Origin of the sequence: Pseudomonas brassicacearum, from assembly GCF_003732225.1 — a bacterium.
Lineage (GTDB): Bacteria > Pseudomonadota > Gammaproteobacteria > Pseudomonadales > Pseudomonadaceae > Aquipseudomonas > Aquipseudomonas brassicacearum_E.
Genome location: NZ_MOBJ01000009.1, coordinates 555,988 through 579,365, shown reverse-complemented (window position 1 = coordinate 579,365; position 23,378 = coordinate 555,988). Strand labels below are relative to the sequence as shown.

At 60.4% G+C, this 23,378-nt stretch carries 18 protein-coding genes; 5 read left to right on the top strand and 13 right to left on the bottom strand.

All coding sequences use genetic code 11. From position 1 onward, the window contains the following. Window positions 1-139: 139 nt before the first annotated feature. A complete protein-coding gene (locus BK659_RS16250) occupies window positions 140-1,213 on the bottom strand; it encodes a GlxA family transcriptional regulator (protein WP_259740269.1) in 1,074 nt (357 codons plus the stop codon). 75 nt (window positions 1,214-1,288) lie between these two features. Here BK659_RS16250 and BK659_RS16245 point away from each other — a divergent pair, with 75 nt between their 5' ends. The 4 genes from BK659_RS16245 to BK659_RS16230 all read left to right on the top strand — a co-directional run bounded on the left by BK659_RS16245 (window position 1,289) and on the right by BK659_RS16230 (window position 4,373). Then, window positions 1,289-1,930, top strand: coding sequence for an HD domain-containing protein (locus tag BK659_RS16245; protein WP_123426016.1), 642 nt, complete (start codon window positions 1,289-1,291; stop codon window positions 1,928-1,930). Between the two features lie 105 nt (window positions 1,931-2,035). After that, on the top strand, window positions 2,036-2,917 hold the full coding sequence (locus BK659_RS16240; protein WP_123426015.1) for an NmrA family NAD(P)-binding protein: 882 nt from the start codon (window positions 2,036-2,038) through the stop codon (window positions 2,915-2,917). Between the two features lie 119 nt (window positions 2,918-3,036). Then, window positions 3,037-3,519, top strand: a complete 483-nt coding sequence (locus BK659_RS16235; RefSeq protein WP_259740268.1) for a glutathione S-transferase family protein — start codon at window positions 3,037-3,039, stop codon at window positions 3,517-3,519. Between the two features lie 329 nt (window positions 3,520-3,848). Further along, the gene (locus BK659_RS16230) at window positions 3,849-4,373 is read left to right on the top strand and encodes an AidA/PixA family protein (RefSeq protein WP_123426014.1); all 525 of its coding nucleotides are present in this window, start codon (window positions 3,849-3,851) and stop codon (window positions 4,371-4,373) included. Window positions 4,374-4,647: 274 nt separating this feature from the next. Here the strand turns inward: BK659_RS16230 and bcsC are convergent, their stop codons facing one another. From bcsC to BK659_RS16175, 11 genes are all read right to left on the bottom strand, one after another. Further along, entirely contained in the window at window positions 4,648-8,124 is a 3,477-nt protein-coding gene (gene bcsC / locus BK659_RS16225; RefSeq protein WP_123426013.1) for a cellulose synthase complex outer membrane protein BcsC, read from the bottom strand. Further along, window positions 8,112-9,227, bottom strand: coding sequence for a cellulose synthase complex periplasmic endoglucanase BcsZ (gene bcsZ, locus BK659_RS16220; protein WP_123426012.1), 1,116 nt, complete (start codon window positions 9,225-9,227; stop codon window positions 8,112-8,114). Before bcsZ ends, bcsC begins: the two co-directional genes overlap by 13 nt. 4 nt (window positions 9,228-9,231) lie before the next feature. Further along, window positions 9,232-11,523: a cellulose biosynthesis cyclic di-GMP-binding regulatory protein BcsB gene (gene bcsB, locus BK659_RS16215; RefSeq protein ID WP_123426011.1), complete on the bottom strand. Its 2,292-nt coding sequence runs from the start codon at window positions 11,521-11,523 to the stop codon at window positions 9,232-9,234. Further along, window positions 11,520-14,114, bottom strand: a complete 2,595-nt coding sequence (bcsA, locus tag BK659_RS16210) for a UDP-forming cellulose synthase catalytic subunit (RefSeq protein WP_123426010.1) — start codon at window positions 14,112-14,114, stop codon at window positions 11,520-11,522. Before bcsA ends, bcsB begins: the two co-directional genes overlap by 4 nt. After that, window positions 14,111-14,833 carry a cellulose biosynthesis protein BcsQ gene (bcsQ, locus tag BK659_RS16205; RefSeq protein ID WP_123426009.1) on the bottom strand — a complete coding sequence of 241 codons (723 nt, stop codon included), beginning with the start codon at window positions 14,831-14,833 and terminating at the stop codon, window positions 14,111-14,113. Before bcsQ ends, bcsA begins: the two co-directional genes overlap by 4 nt. Then, on the bottom strand, window positions 14,830-15,072 hold the full coding sequence (gene bcsR, locus BK659_RS16200) for a cellulose biosynthesis protein BcsR (RefSeq protein WP_123426008.1): 243 nt from the start codon (window positions 15,070-15,072) through the stop codon (window positions 14,830-14,832). The genes bcsQ and bcsR overlap by 4 nt, the downstream gene beginning before the upstream one ends. Beyond that, complete coding sequence (bcsG, locus tag BK659_RS16195; RefSeq protein ID WP_123426007.1) at window positions 15,042-16,670, bottom strand: cellulose biosynthesis protein BcsG; 1,629 nt, start codon at window positions 16,668-16,670, stop codon at window positions 15,042-15,044. Before bcsG ends, bcsR begins: the two co-directional genes overlap by 31 nt. Beyond that, entirely contained in the window at window positions 16,657-16,848 is a 192-nt protein-coding gene (bcsF, locus tag BK659_RS16190; RefSeq protein ID WP_123426006.1) for a cellulose biosynthesis protein BcsF, read from the bottom strand. The genes bcsG and bcsF overlap by 14 nt, the downstream gene beginning before the upstream one ends. Then, window positions 16,845-18,386 (bottom strand): cellulose biosynthesis protein BcsE, encoded by a 1,542-nt coding sequence (gene bcsE / locus BK659_RS16185; protein WP_123426005.1) that lies wholly within the window; start codon window positions 18,384-18,386, stop codon window positions 16,845-16,847. Before bcsE ends, bcsF begins: the two co-directional genes overlap by 4 nt. Window positions 18,387-18,783: 397 nt before the next feature. Beyond that, window positions 18,784-19,044, bottom strand: a complete 261-nt coding sequence (locus BK659_RS16180; RefSeq protein WP_123426004.1) for an AMP-binding protein — start codon at window positions 19,042-19,044, stop codon at window positions 18,784-18,786. Beyond that, complete coding sequence (locus BK659_RS16175; protein WP_185015385.1) at window positions 19,041-20,327, bottom strand: MFS transporter; 1,287 nt, start codon at window positions 20,325-20,327, stop codon at window positions 19,041-19,043. The genes BK659_RS16180 and BK659_RS16175 overlap by 4 nt, the downstream gene beginning before the upstream one ends. A gap of 220 nt (window positions 20,328-20,547) precedes the next feature. On the opposite strand from BK659_RS16175, the gene BK659_RS16170 reads away from it, so the two are divergent. Beyond that, complete coding sequence (locus tag BK659_RS16170; RefSeq protein ID WP_123426002.1) at window positions 20,548-22,287, top strand: dipeptidase; 1,740 nt, start codon at window positions 20,548-20,550, stop codon at window positions 22,285-22,287. Between the two features lie 109 nt (window positions 22,288-22,396). Here the strand turns inward: BK659_RS16170 and BK659_RS16165 are convergent, their stop codons facing one another. Beyond that, the gene (locus BK659_RS16165) at window positions 22,397-23,290 is read right to left on the bottom strand and encodes a LysR family transcriptional regulator (RefSeq protein WP_123426001.1); all 894 of its coding nucleotides are present in this window, start codon (window positions 23,288-23,290) and stop codon (window positions 22,397-22,399) included. Between the last annotated feature and the right edge of the window lie 88 nt (window positions 23,291-23,378).

Genomic DNA, 23,378 nt, shown 5'->3' with positions numbered 1-23,378 from the left:
TTTTACTTGCCAATGTTCATCGAGGAAGCGATAGGCAGAGTACGCCCGGAAACGATGGGATGGACTATCTTCACGTAAGGCCCCGATGATGGTTCGAACATGCACCCGCGACTTTGAATCAGGAACATAGGGCACATGCCTAAGCGGGCTCGTTAACTGGCGCGAAACGTTGTGCGTACTCCTTTGGACTCACCCCCATGCGTCGCACGAAGGCTTTTCTGAGCACGTCGACACTGCGGTAGCCGCATCGGCGCGCAACCTCCTCCATCGACCGCCTTCCCAGCTCTATTTGCCGACAGGCCGCTTCGACCCGGACGTCCTCGACGTACTTCGCAGGCGTTGTCTTGAATTCCCTCTGAAACATGCGAATCAAGGTCCTCACACTTGTGGCGAGCTTGTCTGCAAGTATCTCGACCGTAAGCTCCGAATGTAGATGTTCACTGATCCACACGCATAACTCATCCAGGTTCGAGCCTGTAGCATGCTGCGACTGGAGTGCGACGCTGAACTGTGCCTGACCGCCTGGACGTCGCAGAAACAGAACCAGATTTTTCGCGATTTCCAAAGCGATGTCGTCACCCAGGTCTTCGCTGACCAATGCGAGCGCAAGATCGATTCCCGCCGATATGCCTGCCGAGGTGTACAGGTTGCCGTCTTTGACCCAAATCGGGTTGGGATCCACCCGCACGTTGGGATAGCGATCGGCCAGGTTGCGTGCCATCCGCCAGTGGGTGGTTGCCTTTCGACCATCCAGAAGCCCTGTTTCGGCCAAGGCGAAGGCCCCGACACAGATCGAACACACACGCCTGACATTTCTGGCTCGCGTGCGGATCCACTCGATGGCGGTCTGATCCACCCGATCCATGGCTTTCCAGCCCGACGTCACGATCAACGTATCTATCGCCTTGTTTTCAAGACGCTCCTGTTCAAGCGTCTTGTGCGCCATAAGTGCGATGCCGGTGCTGCTCTCCAGGTGTTCATTGGCACCCGCGCAAACGAGTTCGAGTGCGTAGGGCGCAGAGTCACCGCGGTACAGATTGTTGGCATAGGCAAACACCTCTGCCGGGCCGATCACATCAAGCGAATCCACGGGCGGCAAACCCAGAATCACCACTCGTTTTTGCGCCACGCCGATAAAGGAATGATTTGATTTCGTCGTAATTCTCACCGCGATCTCCCGCCTTGACCTGACACGCACATTGGCACAAATCATCTGAAAATAGTCAATTCTGCCATTCACGCCTATTTAGAATGAACTGCAAGCCAACTTCATCCCCCGGGAGCAAACATGAGTACACCTGTGATCATCGGCGGCTTCAGCGCTCCAGACTCCGAACTCGCTCGCAAGGCCTCCTTCCTCGTCGAGCGCGTTCACTCGACAGTGCTCCTGCACCATGTGCATCGCACGTGGTGGTTTGCCGAATTCCTCGGCCAGCAGCGAGGCATGAAATACGACCGCGAGGCAGTCTATCTCGCCGCACTGCTGCACGACCTGGGTCTGACGTACGAATTTGCAGCCGACCAACGTTTTGAGGTCGACGGCGCCGACGCTGCCAGCCGCTTCCTGCTGGAAAACGGTTACTCGGAATCGAAAGCCGAGCTGGTTTGGGATGCGATCGCACTTCACTCTAGCGCCGGCATCGCCGACCGCAAACAGCCAGAGATCGCCCTGATCTACATGGGCGCCCATGTCGACGTGATGGGATTACGGCTGGAGGAAATCACGCCATCACTGGTCGAGGATACGCTGGCCCTCTACCCCCGCATTGGAATGAAAGCCGCGTTTACCCAAGCGGTCGCTGAAGTGGCCAGGAAGAAACCTCACACTGCGATAGGCACTGGGCTCGCCGATGTCGGACGTCGTCACGTGCACGGGTTTGATTGCCCGAATGTGTGCGACCTGATTGATCACGCGCCTTTCGATAGCTGACTGCACCTCCAGATGGCACTACTGCGCAACATTCGTGAATTGGTAACGCCTGATACGTGATATCGGCGCAAGCAATGTGTGTTCCTTTACTTTGGAGTATTCACCATGCTGCAACGTAAATACCTCGTCACCGGCGCTACGGGAAAAACTGGCGTCTACACCATTCGCCACCTTCTCAACGGAGGCCATGCGGTTCGGGCTTTTGTGCACCAGGAGGACGAGCGCAGTGCAGCGCTCCAGAGCGAGGGCGCCGAAATATTTGTTGGCGACCTCCTTGAACATGACGACATCATTCGTGCGATGGAGGGGATCACAGGCGCATACCTGTGCTATCCCGTGCGTCCTGGCTACATTCAGGCGACCGCCTATTTTGCGGATGCCGCCCGGCGAGCCGGTGTCGAGGTCGTGGTGGAAATGTCGCAGATTTCTGCTCGGGAAGATTCATTGAGCCACGCCGCGCGCGACCACTGGATCGCGGAGCGCGTACTCGACTGGTCTGGAGTGCCCACCGTCCATATCCGCCCGACGTTCTTTTCCGAGTGGTTGATCTTTCCTTGGGTGCTTGATCAGATCGTGAAGGAGAACAAGATCACGCTGCCATACGGTAGCGGACGACATGCGCCAATCGCCGCTGAAGACCAAGCGCGACTGATTGCCGCCGTTCTCTCACAGCCGTCTGGCCATATCGGGAAGACCTATCCGCTGTACGGCCCTGTCGAGCTGAGCCATCAAGAGATTGCCGACGAAATCAGCGGCATCGTAGGCCGCACCATCACCTACAGCCCTTCGACCCTGGAAGAGTATCGCCAGCATCTGGAGACCTGCGATCTGCCGGAGTTTGTGATCCAGCACTTCCTTGCAGTCGCGATCGATTACCAGAACGGAATCTTTAGCGGTGAGGACGGGGTTATCGGCCAAATCACCGGACAAGCACCTCAAACGGTGGGTGACTTCGTGCGCGCTAACCGGCAAGCGTTCGAGGGGTGATCACTATGGGCGTATGCGCCTGGTCTTGAAGACATACGCATACGCCGCTTTTCACTTAGCATCCAATGATTATCCATTCATTTCCAAGGAGTGCCTGATGAACCCCAAAATAGAGCTGTATGGCGCTCAATCCGGCAGGAAAAGTCCCAACCCTGGTCGACCATACATCGACACCCCCGCTGGTCATTAACCAATCAAACGCAATCATTCAGTTCGCTGATGCGAAAGCTCCCGGTCGGCTCGCACCAGCGCATAGTGGACCAAAGCGCGACCGGGTACTTGATCGTTACTTCTTTTTCGTAACGGACGTAATCGGGCCCAGCCATGCCGCATTTTTCCTGCGCCAAGCGGGATTAATTGATGCGGCCACAGTCATCGATCAGCGCGTCATTGAACAACTTGTCTATGCAGAACGGTTCCTTACCGGAGACTTTATGGCCGGAGATCAGTTTTCCATGGCGGACATCTCTGCTTTCACCATTGCGGCATCAATTCATGACCGGCTGGATTGGGCAGTGCTTTCACGGTTATCACGCTGGTTCGACGCGATCGAAGCCAGGCCCGCGGTACAGCGAGGATTGAAAGCGTTCCAAAATCACTAAGCGCTCGCCTAGAGGCGGCCCTGATGGAGTTGACCTTGAGGGTTGAGCCAAATTGAAAGTGATTGCTGACACCTGCTGTAGGCCTTTTCCCATTGATACCAACGGAAAACCACCCGACGCCAAGTACGAAATTGCCGGGATCCGAAACAAATCAAAAAGATGCGTCAGCCGTCTTTCTCCACCGCTTCGTCAACATCAAAAACCCAAAACTTGACACCCTAAGGCCGTCATCCATTCTTCCCCCCGAGACCGCACCCAAGGACCGGGTGGCCCGGACGCCCTTTAATGGCGCGGTGCTCAACTGCCATTACCAACCAAGGAGCAGCAAAATGTCTGGAGCAACCCAAACCATTGACGTACTTGTAACTGTTGATGCCGATTACCTGAGCGCCCACCCCAACGATGTAGGCGGCGCGATCGCCATGCTGGTGAGTCGCGACAAGATTGATAGCCACGCCTCCACCAGCGACGGCACCGCCGACAGCGGCAACGAACTGTGGATCGACGTCAATCCCGGCGACAACATTCGCTGGCGTGCCACTACTCTGTCGCGCAACTTCGACCGCGTCGCACTGATCACCGGCGTCCGCCAAGGCAATCCACCAAACGACCCTAAGTATCCGGGCTCCATATCGACCCCGCACTCCTTTAACATCCCTGGTATCCCGGTGCCTTATCTGGACAAAGGTGCCCCCCACGGCATCTCCAAAACCGATGTGACCTACACCCTCTGGCAGGCCACTGCCGAAAGCGGAGGGAAACTCTGGTACACCATCACATTCATCCTGCTGGACCGTAACCTGAACCAGATCGGCCAACCCAACAGCTGGGACCCTTTTATCACCGTCAGTTAATTGAAATACTGCGCACAGCCCAGGGATCCTTCCCTGGGCTTTTTCGTTTCTGAGTCGTTTTTTGCATTTCTGTGCGACAGATCCCACTTCAGGGATCTCCCGTACCACTTCCTTATGGTGTTAGTTTGGAAAAGTTTCTGTCTCATCGATCAGAAATTTCTTACCAACTACTACCTGCAAAGGAATGCCGTAGCCTTTCTCGGCAATCACCACCGGGTATCCGCCCATGAAAAGTCGCAGAGCGAAAAATCAATCTTCAGCGTTATTTTTCCACCTAGCGCATATCCGCATAAGGCGAGATCGGTTGCACCGGTAGCGGCAGGTTGCCTTGCCAAGGGTCAAACGTGTAGCGCAAGTAAAGCAAGGCGCGGCTCGGGGCGTAGCCTTCGCTGTGTTGCCAGGTGATACCGGTCCCCAGTACCAGGTTGTCGGATAGGCGACGCTCCACGAGGCCCTGAACACGGAAGTTGATGCCGTTGCTGCTACTGCCACTCTTGGTCAGCGACGGGCTGTCCGCCAGGGTCCGATTCGATTGCGCCAGCAGGTTTTGCAGGTCGGCTTCGCGGTTGTCTTTAGGGTAGAGGTCGGAGCCGTCGATTTTCGCGAACGACCAGCCCACCGAGCTTTCGAGCAAGGCCGACCAGTCAGCGTTGCGCCAGGCATAGTTCACCGGCACGCTGACCGAGTAGTACTGCTGCGGGCTGTAGTATCCGCCCTCGCCGAGGGTGAGTTCGCTTAAGTCCTTGTCGTAGCCCATGTACATCAGGGTCAGGCCAGTGCGCAGACGTTCGTCGGCGCGTTCCACCAGGCGATAGTAATAGCCGCCCATGGCTGTGCGCCGCTGATTGTTCTCAACGTTCTGGCCTATTAACCAATGACTGCTCAGGCTTGCCCACACGCCATCGGCGCCGCCTTCGTCATGGCTCAGGCCCAGGGTGAAACCGTTGGCCGTAACGCCGCCCCACTGGGTTCCGGTGACCGGGTCGACCGCACCGGCATACGACACCAGTGAGTTGGTCAGGGGCCGCCGCGATGCCGTGAGGCGATAGCCCACGCTGCTCCAGTCACCGCTGTAGGTGACACCGCCCACCCAGTTGGACACCGTGAATTCTTGTGGCGTATGGCCAAGGTCGAAGGCCCAGCGATCATCGTGCCAGCCCATGCCCAGCAGGGTGCCGCGTACGCTCTGCGAAGCGGTGGCACAGCCACCCTGCACCACCGCGCACAAGCCGAACTGGTCGGTGCTGGAAAAACTGCTGACATCCAGATTGATGTCTTCGGCCTGAACGAAACCCTGTCCTTGCGCCACCGGCGCGTCAATGCGCAGGATGGTGGTCTGGGTGGTCAGGTCCGAGACTCCCGATGAGCTGTTGTCGGTGCGCCAGGCGAGGTCATGGTACAGGTTCACCGTCGGGTTCTGCTTTTGGTACAGCTCGTCGACGTCGCTGCGGATGCTGCGCTGCAACCAGCCATCGCTGTCCTTGGCACGGCTGGCCAAGGTCATGGCACGGTTGTCACGTGGTTCGGCCTGTTGCGGCTCGATCATCTTTGCCGCGGCCATGCTGCGCGCATAGTCATCCAGAGCCCGCTGCGGTTCTTCTCGGGACAGCAGACGTGCCGCATCCCGATAGACCAGCGGATCACTTTGCGGGGTCTTGAGCAACTGCGCGAACAGCGCGTTCGCACGCGTCTTGTCGCCCAGCGACGCCCAGGCATTGGCCAAGCGGCGCTGGAACGACACATCGACCGGTACTGGCGCAGTCACTGCCATAAGGCTGGCCTTGGCGGCGTTCGGCTGACCGCGGGCGATCAGAACTTCGCTCAGGCCCAGTTGGGCCTCGGTATTTTTCGGCGCGCTGGCCAGCACCTTGCGGTAGCGGCTTTCGGCCTGCGCCAGGTCGCCACGCTGCTGGGCCCAGTCGGCCAGGGTCAGGTAGTCATCAGTGGTCGGCGCGCGCATCAGCAGCGCTTCGGCCTGAGCCTCATGGCCGCCGTCGCGCAGTGTCCGGGCCTTCGCGAGCAACTGGCGACGCTGCAGACGTGCCCACAGCTCATTCATGTTGTCGCTCCAGGCGGCACGGGGAATCTGTTGCAGACTGCCCATGGCATCGCCGTCACGTTCAGCATTGGCCAGAAACAGCCCATGGGCATAGCGCGCCTCGGTGTTCTGGCCCTGACGTTGTAACAGCCAGTGGAAGCTTTGATCGGCCTCGGCATTGAGGCCCAGTTCGCGCTGGGCGTTGGCCAAGCGGTACACCAGCCAGGGATTGTCCGGGTCCAGTACTCGAGCCTTGCTCAAGGCTACCGTCACCTGCGCCCAATCGCTGCGTCGGGTGGCGTCATCGGCCTGCGCGTTGAGGCGATCCAGCGTCAGCCCCCGACGCACGCTTTGGAACTCCTGCTGCTCCTTGGGCGTCAGGCTGTCGAGGTAGTGCTCGGCCTTTTCCGCTGATTGCGACTGATACAGGCGGACCATCGCACGCACCACGCTTGCGTTGCTCGGATCGAGCTTGCGCGCCTGCACCAACAGGGCTTCTGCGGTGATGTCATCGGATTCGCCACGGGCAACATAGGACAGGCCAATCAGCGACGCAGGATCGTTCGGCCTGGCTTTGTCCGCCTGCCGGTACCATTTTTTCGCGGCGGGATAATCCTTTCGCTCAAGGGCTTCATCACCCTTTTGCAACAGCATCCACTGGTAGTTGGCAGCCTTGAGATCCTGCCACTTGGTCATCCAGTAGGTGTCCTGCTCGATGGCCGAGGCCTGGACGAACGTGTTGTAGGCCGTTTCGTTCTTGTTCTGGCGCATCAGCGAAATACCCAGCGAACCGAGCAGGCTGGAGTCTTGCGGATAACCCTTGATCGCCCGACGCAAACTGGCTTCAGCGCCGACGTTGTCGCCGGCTTCGAGCAATGCCTTGCCTTTGACTCCGGCTTGCCAGGCCGGATCAGCCAGGTATTGCTCCTGCCCTTGCAACTGTCGGGTCGCGTCCGCGTGCAGGCTGGCGTAAGGATAGAACTTCAGAAAAGTCCGCCAGCCCTGCGCGGTTTCGGGCCCTACCGGTTGCTTGAGCCAATAGTTGTATTCGCGTTCGGCAGCATTGTTGCTTGCGTTCGGATCGCCAGCCAATTGATGCAGGACGTCCAGCGCCTCGGGATCACGTTTCTCGGCAAACAGCAGGCCGACCAAGGTCTGGCGCAGCGAGGCATTACCGGGATACTGCCGGTCCAATTCGCGCAACTGCTCTATCACGACCGGGCGCTCAACCTTGATGCCGCTACGCACGTTCAGATACTCCAAAGCCGTGGCAAAATCCGGCATGTCATCGCCGAACAATTGCCGATAGGCTTTGACCGCGTCTTCGGAACGGCCGGCGACGGCCAGCAAACGCGCCTCCTGCAGGGCCCTCTGACCATCGGTGCCGTGCATTTTCAGCAAGCTCTCGGCCTGACGCAGGGCCGCAGTGCCTGGCGCCTGCTGGCGCAGTTGGGCGACCAGGCGTTCGGCCTCCGGCTGGTTCTTTTGCAGCAGTGCCTGGCGGACTTCAACGACTTTCACCAGCGGATTGTCCGGGGCGATCTGCTCCAGACGAGCCAACGAGTCATGCACCAGGTCTTCGCGGTACAGAGCCTCACCAATGCGGACTTGCTCCAGCAGCCATTGCTGCTGGTCGGGCGGACTGAGAGGCTGACCCAGGGCGACCCCATAAACGCTGCTCAACAGCAGCCCAAAACCGGTCATTTTGCGCATGCGGCAGTCCAGTTTGGCACGAGGTTCCCGTTTTTATCGAAGCGATAACGTTGTTGGTCCCAGCCCTGCCCGAACAGCGTCAGCGACTGGTTGTAATAGGCATCCGCCAAGGGCGGCTGTTGTTGCAGGCGTTGGCGCTCAGCCTTGAGGGCACCCGCACTGTCCGGGCTTGCGGCCAGCAACGGCAGCAATGCGGCACTGAAGCCGACCGGGGCGGTGCCGCTGTCGAGGCCGGTGGTGATGTCGACTTTTTCCGGCACATGGCCCAGCCGCGTCGTCAGGTCCAGCATCGGTTTGAAGTGCTCGATCAACCCGGCGCGCCCCGGCGCACCTTTGTCCAGCATGCCCAGCCAGAGGTAGACGCGAATGGCATCATAGCTTCCAACACCGCCCTTCTGACTGTCCACGGCCCAACCCTGACCGGCTTTCCAGAGTTGCCAGTCGGATGCCAGGCCCTTGGGCGAACTTTCGATCAGCAGACGCTCGGTGTTGCTGGCCAACTCCGCCCAGATCGGTGCTTCCTGGGCGAAGCGCGCCAGCAATTGCGGCGGCAGATAGCTGGCATTCAGACGCCAACCCTCGGCATTGTCGAACCCGACGTTGCCGGGCAACAGCATCAGACCCAAACCCGGTAGCGTGCGCAGGCTTTGCGCAGCACTGCGCCAAAGCAGGTTACGGCCCAATGCCAGGTAAGTCGGTTGATGCCACAGACGCCCGGCTTCCAGCAGGCTATAGGCGATCCACAAATCGGCGTCGGTGGCATTGTTGCTATCAAGTACCTGCCAGCGGCCAACGTTGTCGCGGCCCCACTGCCACGCCGGAAGTTGCCGGTTAAGGTCTCCGCCAGCCAGGTTGTCCTGGGTCCAGCGCAGCACCTTGGCGAAGCTTTTACGGTCATTTCCCAGCAGGGCGAAAAACAGCCCGTAGCTCTGTCCTTCAGACGTGGAGATCAACTGCTCCGAGGAGTGATCGATGACCCGTCCGTCCGGGCTGAGCATGGCCTGGCGATAATTCTGCCAGGCCGGCCAGGCGCATTCCGCGGCACCGGCAAAGCCAGGCGCGACGATGATCGCGGCCAAAGCCCGCGCAAGGAAGGCTTTCACTCGACTACTCCTGACCAGCCAGACGACGACGGGCCGCCCAGCGTAGTGCACGCCACAGCAGGAAGGCCGTCAGCAGCACACTGATGGTGGCCATGGCCGCCAACAGGATCGGGTGCTCGGACAATTGGTACCAAAGCAACAGCCACCACGGAAGGTGGCCGACGAAGTACTGCTGGCCTACCCAACTGCTGGCTACGCCACTGCTGCGGATCAGCGCCACGGAACCGGTCACGGCGTCTAATTTTCCAGTGTCGCCCAAGGTCTCGCGCAGCAGTTGGTAATCGGCGTCATCGCTGGCCAGCAAGGCCACAATGCTGCGCTGTGGGTGATACGGCGACTGCAAGCCGACGATGGCGGCGATCGGTGCCTGGGCACTGACGTCGACACGGTTGGCACCCAGGTCGCGTTCATCGCTGAACTGGCCGACGCGGGCCGACTTTCCGTTCTGCTCATTGGACGGTTTGAGTAGCCAGGCACGCGTCTTGTCCAGCACCAGATTGGCATCGGCACCATCGCCCACGCCCGGGGCCATGGCGCCGAATACCAGCAGATCGACATCTGCCTTCGCGTCGTCCCAGTTGTCCGACAGCCGCAGGCCAAACGCTGGCAGGCCTGAGCGCGCAGAGATGCCAGCAATGGTCTCGAACAGAGTGCTCAGTTGCACAGGTTGACTGTGGGCCGGGACCATCACCAGGGTTTCCGACAGGTCAGCCATCCGGCTGTATGGAAAACCGCCTCGGGCAAAGGCGCGCAGGTCGGGCATGGCGATATAGTGATAGTAGCCGGACAGGTCAATGGTCGACTCTTCATCGATCACGGCCTGGTTATTCACCGGCAGCGATGTCTGGCAACGGTCGCGCTGGGCACTGCTATAGGTACTGGCGAAGTTGAAGTCAAAACGCAGGGTGTTACGGTCGCCAATCTTCAGCGCCGGCACCAGCAGCTTGTCGCTGAGGTTCGCCGACTCGTTGGACAACACTGCCAGGCGCAACTCCTCCAGACGACTGTCGGTCTTGCTTAGCAGCGGCAGGCTGGTGATGAACTGGTTGTTCAGGCTGATGGTCAAGCGCGACTCGTCGTTGACCGACGGTGGCGTATAACGGAACTTGGTTTGCAGCGGAATCCCTTGGTTACGCCAGACGAACAAGTCAGGCGGCAGGTTCACGTCCACCGTGATCGGCCGTGGCTGCAGACCGTTGGCCTGAAGCTGCTCGGGGTACTTGATCAACTCGGCGAAGCGTACCGAGCGGTCCGTGCGCATCCAGTTCGGCGCGTCATAAGGCACTCGAGGCTTGAGCTGCTCGACCTTGTTGACGGTCACATTCGAGCCACGAAACGCGCCTGCGCCCAAGGCCAGGGCGCGGGCAGCCACCGCCAGGTCTTCGTCGTTGCGCCCCAACACCAGCAACACCTTGCTGTAGGGGTCCTGCGGGTTGTCGATCATCTGTACAACGGGCGCATCCACCACCGGGAACCTGTTTGTGTCAGCCAGGAAGGATGGGCGATGATTGTTGGTGGCGAAGACAATGGCCGACTTGGCGCGATGGTGTTCATCAGCGGACGGAAGCTGGTCGAACAGAACGGGGAACTGCGCACCTCGCCAAGCGGCCTGGCTGCCGAAATAGGACGCCAGGATACCGGCTGCACGCTGCTCGCCCAGGGTCGGCGCATCGGCGAAGACCAAATTGAGGACCGGCTTGTCCTGACCTCGGATGTCGAAGAAAGGCATCGGGAAATAGGCCAGGTCGTTCTTGAGCGTCAGTGCCTGCTCCTGCAACTGGATCTGGCTGCTGCGCCCCACGTTCAACCATAGTGTGCTGTTGGCCGGATCTTCGCAGACATCGCTGTAGTGGCCAACGAACTCCAGGCGTACGCGGTTGAAGTCCGAAATCAGACGCGGGTCCAGGGCTACCGATTGGTTGACCCTCTTGCCCAATTGGTCCTTCTCGATTGGCACAACGCTCATCAGCACGTCATTGAGATACACGCGTAAATGCGAGATCTGTGGCAGCAGCGAAGGCGACGGCGTGTACTCCAGTTGCAGTTTCGCGTCGCTGGCGATGCGATCGCGGCGCAGGCTGAATTCGATCTGGTCGCTATTGTGGATGCCCAGCAACAGGCTGTCGGCGGGACGGCCCAGCTGTTCGAAGGTGTACGCGGTGCTCCAGCTCGGTACGTTGCTGACCGCGGCCGGCGCGACAGGCGCGACAGGCGCAAGTGCGGTGGCGGCCTGGGCGCAACCGGCGGCCAGGAGCGCCAGACTGGCAACAAGGGACTTGCTGAAGTAGCGGCTCATGGTGCGCTCACTGATCGAGAATTGGGAGTTGGGGCAACTACTGGCATGCGCGGCAGGAAACTGGCCAGCCAGCGCAACATTCGCAAAGGCGGGCCGGCGATGCGGCGGATCCAGGCAGGCAGGTATTCGTAGAGGCGGTAGTAACCGGTGCCGCCCAGTTTGACGATGTCTAAAAGGCTGTGCAGCGGGCGATCCGCGGTGAAATTCTCGCCCCAGTTGAGCCAGGCGTCGGCGCGGGCGAACGTGCACTGCACAAAGTCGATTTTCTGTTGTGCATTGAGGCCGGTGAAGCTGATGCCGATGAAGTTCTTGTGGCTGCGACAGATGTAGCCCGGGAACAGGAATTCACGAGTGCCGCGCTGCATCATCAGCGAGATGCTCCCGCCCACCGCTAGCGACAGCGAGGTGTCGAGCTGGATGCCTGCGCCTCCATCGGAATAGTCCTGCAACATGCCTGGGTATGAGTGACCACTTTCAAGGCGCACTGCAGCGGGTAACTTGACCTGTACACGGTGGGTCTGGCGAACCTGGCGCGCTTCAGCCGCGACCGCCATGGCGCCCCCGATGATCAGCAGGTTGTAGACCACCCAGAGAATGCTCACCACAACGGTAACGATCTCGTCGTTGGGTCCGCAGATCAGACGCCAAATGGCAAAACCCAGGCCGGCAATGTTCAGCAACGACAGTAGCAAGTACGGCTGGGCGATTTTCCAGTCAAACTGGTTGTTCTCCATCAGGCCGCCCTTGGCGGTGACGTTGAACTTGCCCTTTCTGGGGTTGAACAGTGCCACGGTGGTGGGACGCGCGATGTACCAGGCCAGCACGGTCTCGTACACCTCACCCCAGAACGTCCGACGATAGGCGCCCTGCATCCGTGAGTTGGTGAGGCTTGCATGGATCATATGCGGCAGCACGTACAGCAGGATCATCAGCGCCGGGGCGTAGATGATGTAGGCATGCAGGAGCAAAAACGCCAGCGGCGCCAGCAGAAACACCAGACGCGGCAGGCCGGCCAAAAAGTGCATCATCGCGTTGGCGTAGCAGATGCGCTGGAAGAAGGTCAGGCCTTTTCCGAGCAAGGGGTTGTCGGTACGGAATATCTGCGCCATGCCACGGGCCCAGCGAATGCGCTGGCCGATGTGCGCTGACAGGCTCTCGGTTGCCAGGCCGGCCGCTTGCGGCACCTTGATATAGGCCGAGTTCCAACCGTTGCGGTGCAGGCGTAGCGCCGTGTGGGCATCTTCGGTAACGGTCTCGACGGCAAAGCCGCCGATCGCGTCCAGCGCGGTGCGCCGCAGCACCGCGCACGAGCCGCAGAAAAACGCCGCGTTCCACATGTCGTTGCCGTCCTGAATCAACCCGTAGAACAGCTCGCCTTCGTTGGGGTGCTCGCGGAACACATTGAGGTTGCGCTCAAAGGGGTCCGGTGACAGGAAATGGTGCGGAGTCTGCACCAGCGCCAGTTTCGGATCACGCAAAAAGCCCCCGGTGGTCATCTGCAAAAATGAGCGCACAGGTATGTGGTCACAGTCGAAAATGGCGACCAGTTCGCTGTTCAGCTGCTTCAGCGCGTGGTTGAGGTTACCGGCCTTGGCGTGACGATTGTCGTTGCGAGTGATGTAGCCCACTCCGACTTCAGCGGCGAACTGGCGGAAACTCTCGCGCCTGCCGTCGTCGAGAATGTAGATGTTCAGCTTGTCGGCTGGCCAATCGATGCCCATGGCCGCGTACACGGTACCCCGTACGATTGACAGGTCTTCGTTGTAGGTCGGGATCAACAGGTCGACGCTGGGCCACAGGCGCGTGTCGCGCGGCAGCGGCGCCGGTTTGCGTCCCAAGGGCCAGCAAGTCTGGATATACCCCAGGATCAGCACCACCCAGGAATACGTTTCGGCCACCAGCAGGATCATCCCGCAAGCCAGGTCCAGGGGTTGGTTCCAGTTCAGGGTCGAGGTGTAGCGCCACCACAGGTAACGGCACGAGACGATGGTCGACAACACCACCATCAGCAACGTCGGAAAGCGTCCCGGAACCCGCCGCACCAGCATGGCCAGCCCCCACAGCAGCAAAACGAACACCAGTTGGGCGACGTAGCCGAAGGGCTCGGTGATGCACAACAATGTAAAAATGAAAACGACGACACCGACAGCCAGGTTGACCAACCGTTGGTTGCGACGGTCCAGCCCCTTCCACCAATGGCTGCTCTGGCGAATCTGCTGGCTGGCCTCGGCGCGCACGGGCAATTCTTCCAGCGCCTTGCCGATCCGGGTCCACAGCCGCTGGTACAGCGCCCCGACGGCCTTGAGCCAGGCCGGGGTCACGAACCTCCACTCCTGCGGCCTGGCCGGGCGAACCAGCAGCAGCCAGAGGCTTTGCACCGCATAGCGCAGCGGGTCGCCCAGGCTCGGTGCCTTGTTGATCAGTTGCGGATACCAGCGCTTGGGCTGATCGAGCACAGCGCGCCAGCTCGGTGACTCCAGGCGAAACAGCAGCCACGCCAGGGCGCTCATTGTCGCCAGCAGCAGCGCAACTGGCGGCGAACAGTCATAGCGCCGACGCAGGTGAGCATAAGGGAAAACGCGGGCGATCATGCCGCCTCCGGGCGTCGGGTCAGGCACCAGATGGCCAGGCTCAACACATCCTGGGCAGCCAGGCTGGCTTCGGCATAAGCGCCCACCGGTTTCTTGAACGCCAAGGCTTCGCGCATGGCTTCATCCTGATGCACGCTGAGTGGCAACAGGCGAGCACCATATTGTTTGCGCCAGATCAGTAGCAGGTCGCGCTGCAATTGGCTGACCGGGTCGAAGCGGTTGATCAGCAGATGCTCGCTGGGGGCTTCTTCCTGCTGCAACAGCACATGGCAGGCGGCATCCGCCTCGACGATCCGCAGACGCAACGCACAAGGTCCGACACGAGCATGACCGGGCAATCGCAAGGGCACATCGAACAGGACCCAGTCAAAGTGTTCGGCAAGGCTGGCCTGTCGGCGGCGCCACAGCTTCGGCTCGTTGAGCAGGTGTTGCTCGATTTGATCCTGCTCTTCCAGTTTCAGGCGGCCATAAGGCAACACGTTCAATCCCGGCTCCACGGTCCAGGCCTGGGTGTTCCAGCCCACACCGTCGATCATGGCGCGCGCCCAGCCACCGGATTCGCTGACGCTGATGCCGAAGTGCAGGCGAAGCAGGTTCTCCGGGCACATGTCGATCAGCAGCACGCGCTCGCCAAGACTATGCAATGCATGACCCGTGGCCGCCAGCAGCGAACTGGTACCGACACCGCCGCGCAGACCACGCAGACTAAGCGCGGTCACGACAGCTTCTCCAGATCGGATTCATGCACCATCGGCAGGACCGTCGGTTGCAGGCGCTCCATCTCCGCCAGCAGCGGCCAGCGATGCAGGGCTTTTTGCAATTCGATCTGCGCAGAGATGTCCACGTAGTCCAGTTCGGGCAGCTCAAGTTCCAGTTTCAGGCGGGCGATGTCATCGGCACGGTCCGCACGCGACTGCACCCTGGCCTTCACTTGAAGCGCTGTGGGTAAGGCAGCCATCCTGCTTTCTCCTTGATCCGTATGTAAGGTTTTCCGGCGTAGTCAACGACCACAGTGCCTGCGTTTTCGGAGACTGCCGCCGTCTGCGGCAAGTTGCTCAGCAGGGCCGACCAGCTGGGACCCTGGCCATCCGCCTGGGGTTGGGCGCTGTACAGGCGACTGATGATTTCCGACAGGGCCAGGAAACTGCTCGGCTCGGTGATGTGCAGTGGCGCGGCATTGGGGTTGCGCCCCATGCCCACCAGTTTGATGCCGACGGGCACGTGGGTGATGGACTGGCTCGGTATCTCGCGCATGCCGGCTATCTGCATGCGATCGCCATGCAGCGCCGCGCCATGCTCCGGCACAATCACCACCACCACCCGACGGCCACTGAGCTCCAGCTGTTTAATGAAACCATTGAGGTCGTCGATCAGCCCCTGGGCACGCGGTTTGTAATCACTGCTCTTGGTGCCGCCATCGGCGGTCAACGCCCGGTTGCCGTCATGCAGCGTGGTGGTGTTGTAGAACAGCGCCACACGATCGCTCTTTTCTGCTTCGCGGTGCTTCCACCAGGTGTCCAATACCTGGGCATCGCGCAGGATCGGCGAACCGTCGAAGCCCACCAGTGCACGCGGCAATTTGCTGGTACTGACGGACGGGGCCGGCAACGAACCCTGGGCGCGGACTTCGTCAAGGAAGCCTTCGAACTGCCCGGTGTGGTTGAGCATCACTTCGTTGGAAAAGCCCAGCTTGCTCAAATCGTCCATCAACATGCACTGCTCCGGGGCGGTGCCGTAGAGCTGGCTGTGCGGAACCTGCCCACAACTGGCGCGCAACAGGCGGATGGCCGCCGGGCCGCTGTAGGAAGTGGCCGAGTTGAAGCTGTCGAAAATCACGTCCATCTGCTGGAACAGCGTGTTATCGCGCAGGCCCACGTCTTCCAGGTCATCCCAGGCCATGGAACAGATATTGATCAGCAACAGATCAAAAGGCTGCACAGCAGAAGTCGCAGGCTTGAACTCCACCTGACGCCCGGCCTCGGTGCTATAGAACTTCTGCAGGTAGGCTTCCAGAGTCGCGCTGTCCGGAACAGCCGTGCTCACCGCGGCCATGGAGGCGCCACTGGCCGGCGCCGCGACCGGCTCGCTGCTGGTGTGCAAGGCCAGCACATTGGCGCTGCCCAGCCAGGCCAAACCCAGCACGCTCAAGGTGGTCAGGCGCAGCCAGTGGCGGACGAAGGCATAGACCACCACCAGCACAGCCAGCAGCGCGCACAGATTCCAGTCGATGAAACGACCTGCCAGCTCGACCACGTACGCGCCGCTGAAATCCAGCACACCAGGCTCGGCCAGCAGGCGGCTGAAGGGGGGCAGCCAGGTGTCCTGGTAAAACAGCGCAACGCCCACGGGGATCGCAATGACCGTGCGCAGGATGCGCAAATAACGATGCGGCAACGGCACCAGCAATGCCGCAGCGAACACCAGGTTGGGCAATACCTGCAGGTTCAGGTAGCCAGCCCACAGCAGTACGAACTTGAGGATGAAATACAGATTCCAGGGACCCAGGCCCGGCCAGACGCGCACTGACGCCGGCTTAATGACTTCATACCGGCTCATGGGGTTCGCTCTGGGCAGGGGCGCGACGACGCACGCCACGAGACTTAAGGTAACGCGGGGGCAAGAGGCCCCGCACGAACGCCAGAAAATGCCGACCAAACCTGATCAGTACGACGATCAGTGCCAGGGTCAGCAGGCTGCTGAGGCCGATCACCTGGATCAGCTCGGAATAACTCATGAACAGTGATCCGTAATGGGTAGCGTGGTGCGTTGAGGCGAATAGGCGCCACGCCCAGCGGCTTCGGCGGAGCTACCGGCCGTGCGCTCTTCTGCCAGAAAGAACGTGGGCGGCAGCGAGGCTACCGCGAGGAAGTCCTCGCGCGGCAACGCTTCAACGCCTTGGAGAATCTCGAAGTCGCTGAACAGATCGCGCCAGGCCAGCCGGCAGATATTCCCCAATGCGGGTTCCAGCCCGTCCGCACGACAGGCAAACAGGAACAGATAAAAGACACCGTTGACCACGCAGGCGACGTCACCGAAACGACGCAAGCCGATTTGATTCAAGTACTGCTCGATTTCCAGGCCACCGCGCGGTATCAGTTTGAGCAGTTGATGGCTGATTTCGCCAGAGGCGCCGCCGTAGACGCGCTCCACCATGCTGATGAATTCCCGGGGCGCTAACAGGCCGCGCTCGGCGGGCGGCCGCAGGCGTTCGAATAGCGATTGGAAGTCGGTGGTGCGGCTCCGGCGCCAGGTCTGGCCCTGGGCACTGTCGATGATGCTGAAGAAGTGTGCCAGCGTAGTCCCATAGGGCACGGTGATGTTGGCGCCGCAGGACACAAGCAGACGCTCGTCCCGATAACGCAGACAGGGCTCCATCTCGCGTACGATGATCTTCAGCGCAATGCCGCAGCGCTCGCGCAGGGCGTGAATCTGACGGGCCAACTCTTCGACCTGCAGGTTGCTGTCGATGGCCACGATGATGCTGGCAGCACGAGCATGGCTGGCTTGCTGGAGCAAATCCTCGCGGCTCTCGAACAGCCTCCACTGATCCGACAACGGCGGCGAGCCTTCAAGCACAGAACGCTGGGTCAGGTAGATCCGCTGGTCATCGGTATGGGTCAGTTGCACATTGGCCTGTTCATTGACCGATAGCGCAAAACCGTCCACCTGCAACTCGAGCTCGAACTCCTGCCCGCTGCACACGCCCCGTTCGTTGTGCCAGTAATGCAATTGATAGCGAATACCACCATCACGGCGATAGAGCTGAGCGAGCCCGGAGATCGTATCGTTGAGCCGCAACAAACGCTCATGCAACTGAGGCGCCTGGCCATGGCTGATCACCAACAGGGAGCATTGGCGTGCGCCCAGCCATTGCCTCAGGGACAGACAGAAATGCCGCAACTCTGGCGCGACGTCACTCTGCCATGCGCTGTCCGGCAGCATCAGCACAATGGCAGTGCCGGCAACCGGAGCAGCACGGGTCAGCTCGCCGACCAGCGATTTGAGGGTCAGGCCGATGTCGTCTTTTTTGATGTCAAACAACTTCAGCTCACCAGGACCGGCATCTGCCGCCAGCTTCTGGACCAGGTCCTGACTTGAATGCCCGCAGCACACCAACATCCCTCGCGCATTGGCCGGCATCGCTGCCAGGCACTGGACTGCCAGCGCTGCAGAATCGCTCGCCTGATCCACTGCCACCCAATAAAGCCCGCCGTCGCGCAACAAGATCTGCTCATCTCGCAAATGACGGATACCTAAGGTGACCTGACTCAAATGTAGTTCCCTTCCCTTTGAACCGGATGCGCGATCAGCACCATCTCCGGCACAGCGTTGCAAGGGAGTCATTTTTCTGACAACCAGAACAAACGCTCCGAGCAAAGCTCAGTGTCGGACTTAGGTCAGTATAAATAGGATGTCGCACTGCCAAGCAACCCCCCTGTGATGCTCAGGGAGCGAGCTTTCAAAGCACTATGGAGTGGCTGGAAGATGACGAGACATCACTCTCTCCGCCGCTCACCATTCCCAGACTCTCTTAACCTCGGTAATGGCGCGCAATTGTGATGATGTCGGACTGCCAGTGTCAATAAGTCGTAACCCATGAGTTCATGTATTGCAGACAAACGGTAACACTTTAAATTTCGCCATTATATTGGCGGACAAGAGCAGATACTCAGCCGTGTTTCAGGATGAGTTTTTCGGTGGCAATGCCGTACATCACCCCGAGCGCGCAGGCAATGGTTTCGAGGGAAGTAGGTGCATGCAGTGCGACCCGGTCCCCCGCCGTCATCCCCGTTGCCAGCAACTGCTGAGCCACTGCAGCAGCCAGCTCATTCAGCTCAGCGTAGGTAAGCTGCTGCCCAGCGACGGCCAGCGCGATCTTCTCCGGCGTACGCTCGGCGTGGTCCTTCACATACTCATGAAAAGGTTTCATCGGGCTACCTCGTTGCCATCCACCAGGGGCTCTTCACCCGTGTTCGTGTAGACGGCTTCATTGTCCTTGGGAACGAGCAATACAATCGCACCGACGATGACTTCAAAAATCCCGCTACCGACGATGACCATGCCGGTGTCGAACCGGGCATAAAGTGCCGCGCCGCAGGCCCCGGCAATGAGAATGGAGGCACCCAGCGCGGCAAAGCGCAACCTTGCCAAGCCGGCGATCTCGCTTTGCCTGAACGTGGTTTGAATCAGCAGAATGAACGAGATGTCGATCAGCGGCCCGCCGAGCGCGGCCAGGCCGGCGCCGAACATCATCCCGGCCAGGACGTACTCCGCAGGCAGGTACATCACCGCCGCACCGATGGTCGCAATGCCCAGGCCGTTGACCACGGAGCCGAAGGTAAAGCCACCATACAGGCGGCGGATATGCAGGTTACCGACGACAAAAATAGAGATCAGGTTGCCGCAGCCATAGGCGCCCATGATCAGGCCGTAGACGGCAAAGCCCTGTACACCGAAGCCCTGGATGTCGTACTTGACCACGGCCAGCGCCATGCCGATGGAAATGCCCAGACTCCAGGCGACGTTGCCCAACCCGGCGCACACATACACCGCCCGCATCTGCCGGCGACCGACCAGGCTGCGCCAACCGGCGGTGAAGGCGGCACGCCGGCTCGTCACCTTGACCGGTTGACGAGGCAATGCCTTGCTCAGCTTCATCACCGCCCAGGCCGAGATCAGGAAAGTCAGGCTATTGAGGGTAAACAGATGTTCAAGCGGAATCAGCAGCGTAATTGCCGCGGCCAGCATCGGCCCGATCACCCGGGCCACCCGGATGATCGCGTCGAACAGCGCGTTGACCGCCTGCAACTGGTCCGGCGCCGCGACAATGCGTGGCAGGCTGGCGCGCAAGGCCGGTTCGAACAAAGAGTTGACGATCATCATGAGCATGACTGGCACCGCCAGCATCCACAGGCTCATGATGCCCAGTGCCCAGGCCAGCATCGGAATCAGGGCGAGCCCGGCCCGCGTCAGGTCGGCACCGATCATCGTACGCCGATGGTCCCAGCGCTCGGCCCAGATCCCTCCCAGCAACGCCCCCGCCAGCGCGGCCCCGCCGCGCAACGCACTAAGCCAACTCGCATCGGTGCCGGCGATCTGCACCGCCATCCAGGCGACGGCGATCGCGAAGAGTTCGTCGCCAATCGAGGATAGCGCCAGCCCTCCCCACAGCAACGCCACGGGCCGCTGAAGCAACGGTCTAAACAACTTCATATCATCAATTCCGCACATGAAGACCCGTCACCCAACGGACCTGTAGGCCCAGGGAACCTTCCCGGGGCTTTTTCGTTTCTGCGTCGCTTTTGCATTTCTGTGCGACAGATCCCACTTCAGGGACTCCCCTACTGCGCTCTCGTGGTGTTAGTTTGGAAAAGTTTCTGTCTCATCGATCAGAAATTTCTCACAAACTACTTGCAAAGGAATGCCCCCAGCAATGGACTTCTCACTCAAGCACCTGGCCGCGACAACCTTGATGCTGGCCAGCCTTTCGTCGTTCACCACGTCAGCGCATGCCAACATCACACCACTACAGAGCGCGACCATCCTCAAGACTTTCAGTGACGCACCGGTCACTGATTTCAGGCAGTTCTTGGGAAGCCTGGCCAAGAGCGACCTTGCCAAAACCGCTGACCTCGGCCCGGCAATCAGTGCTTTCCAGGGCAACCAGCCCCTTTCCCCTGAACAGCAGAACGAGATCCATCGCCTGCTTGGCATCTATGCGCGGGTGAAGTACGGCAACGCGGCCACCGAGACCCTGCGCGAGCTGGTGGCAATCCCGACCTTTCGCGTGGACGGCGTTGCCCAGCACGAGAATCCCGAATTCATCAAGATCGCCGACAAGCTCAAGAGCCTTGCCCAGGCCTTCAACCTGAACTTTCGCAACATCGACAACCGCGTCTATGAAATCTCCCTCGAAGGTGGTGGCGATGAAGTCGTGGGCATTCACGCTCATGCCGATGTGGTACCCGTAACTCCAGAGAACTGGGTCCTGAAAGACGGCACCCGACTCGATCCGTTCAAGGTCACCCTGGTTGGCGACCGCATGTATGGCAGGGGCACCGAGGATGACAAGAATGGCATCGTGGTGGCGCTCTACGCCATGAAGATCGTCAAGGAAGAGAAGCTGCCGCTGGCCAGGAATTTCAAGCTGCTGGTAGACACCACCGAGGAAACCACCGGCGACGCCATCCCCTATTACTTCGAACACAACCCGACACCCAACTACAACCTGGCGCTGGATGGCGGCTACCCGGTGGTGATTGCCGAGAAAGGCTACGGCACCGTCATGGCGAGCTTTGCCCGCCGTAAGGCTGAAGGCAGCGGCGCGGAAATCTCCTCCATGACCGGCGGCCTGGCCACCAACCAGATTCCATCGACTTCGGTCGCCACCATTGTGGGTGATAAACCCGCCGAATTGGCCGCCAGCCTGCAGAAGGCCGGTACTGATTATGCCAAGCGCAATGGCGGTAACTTCGACGTGACCGCCAAGGTCGTCGGCAAGGACGTCAAGCTGACGGTCACCGGTGTTTCCGCCCACTCCTCCGAGCCCGAGTCAGGCGTCAACCCGGTGGCAAGGATGCTGGACTTCATCAATAGCCTCGACGGTAAGGTCGCGCTCAAGCACAACCACATTACCGACGCCGCTCGCTACGCCGCCGACAACTGGGGGCTGAACTACCTGGGTGGCAAATTAGGGGTGGGCTTTTCCGATGCCTTCATGGGACCGCTGACCACTTCCCTGACCTATGTCGGGATAGATGAGAAAGCCTTCAAGCTCGCGGTCAACCTGCGCGTGCCGGTCGGCAAGTCCCCAGAAGCGCTCAAAACCGACATCGCCGAAAAACTTGGCGCCTGGAGCAAGAAGACCCACATTGCGGTGGCCTTCAACTACTCGATCGCCGAGCCGATGCACCGCAACCCTGAGGGTGAATGGGTCAAGGCCCTGCTGGCCGTGGCCAGTGAAAACCTTGGTATGGAACACACGTTCGGCACTTCTGCCGGCGCCACCTCGGTCCATGAACTGCCCAATGGCGTGCAATTCGGCCTGGCCAGACCCGAGGTCAAGTACACCGGCCACACCGACAACGAGTTCAAGACCGTCGACCAGTTCCTGCTGGATCTGCAGATCGTGACCGAGATGCTGGGGCGCGTCGGGCAGTTGCCGAAGCTCTGATCCGCCTTTCGGACCCGCTATTCTGGCGGGTCCATCTCTTTGATCGTCTTGCTTCCGTCATGAAGTCGAACAGCTATCACCAGGAGACAGCTAGTCGGCGAAGCAGCCATCAGACTTGAGCATTCATCTTCTGGATCACCAACCCGATGAATGCCGATACCGCGAGCGGCAGGTGCCGGCGGCTTGGGTACAGCACGCTCATGCCGTAGCCGGTGCGCTGGTATTGAGGCAGCACCGGGACGAGCACACCGGCCTGAACGTCGAGCCTGGCCATCGCGGGCGGTAGCAGAGCGATGCCGAGTCCGGCCACGGTGGCCTTGCGCAGTGCCTGCGCGGTATTGCCGCTGAAGCGCCCGGCGACTTGCACTTCTTCCTCGCCATTCGGGCCTGCCAAACGCCATGTGGCGTGGCCGCTGGGATGCGCGGGGATCACACAGTCGTGGCTCACCAGGTCCTGCAGCGTGCGGGGTGAGCCGCGCGCGGCGATGTAAGCGGGGCTTGCCACCATCCCGTCGCTGCGGGGGGCGAAGATTTGACGGCCGACATAGCCTGAATCGCGCAAGGGTCCGCCGCGAAAGGCGATATCGATCTGCTCTGCGATCAAGTCGGCCTTCGCATCGCTGAGCACGAAGTCGAGTCGCACGCGCGGATACGCGGCCAGAAACTCGGCCACCCACTCCATCGGGAAGAGGTCGAAGAAGTCAGCCGGCGCCGCCACGCGCACCAGGCCACTGGGCTCGTTGCTGCCCGTCGTCAACGCCTGCCCCGCTTCGAGCAGGCCGTCGACCGCTCCCGCGCAACGCTCATGAAAGCCTTGGCCAGCACTGGTGAGCGTGAGCTTGCGAGTGGAACGTTGCAGCAGCCGCGTGCCGAGATGCGCTTCGAGCTGCTGGACGCGGCGACTCACGGTATTGGGCGGCAAGCCCAGCCGCCGCGCCGCCTCTGCAAAACTGCCGCTGCGCACCACCTGCACAAACATGGCGATGTCATTGAGGTCGAGCATGGCCAGCCATTCCTGGTGTGAGTGGACGAGTGCAATCCAATTGTAGCGGCTAGTCAATCAATCGGCCCAGCCCTAGTGTTCAGGTATC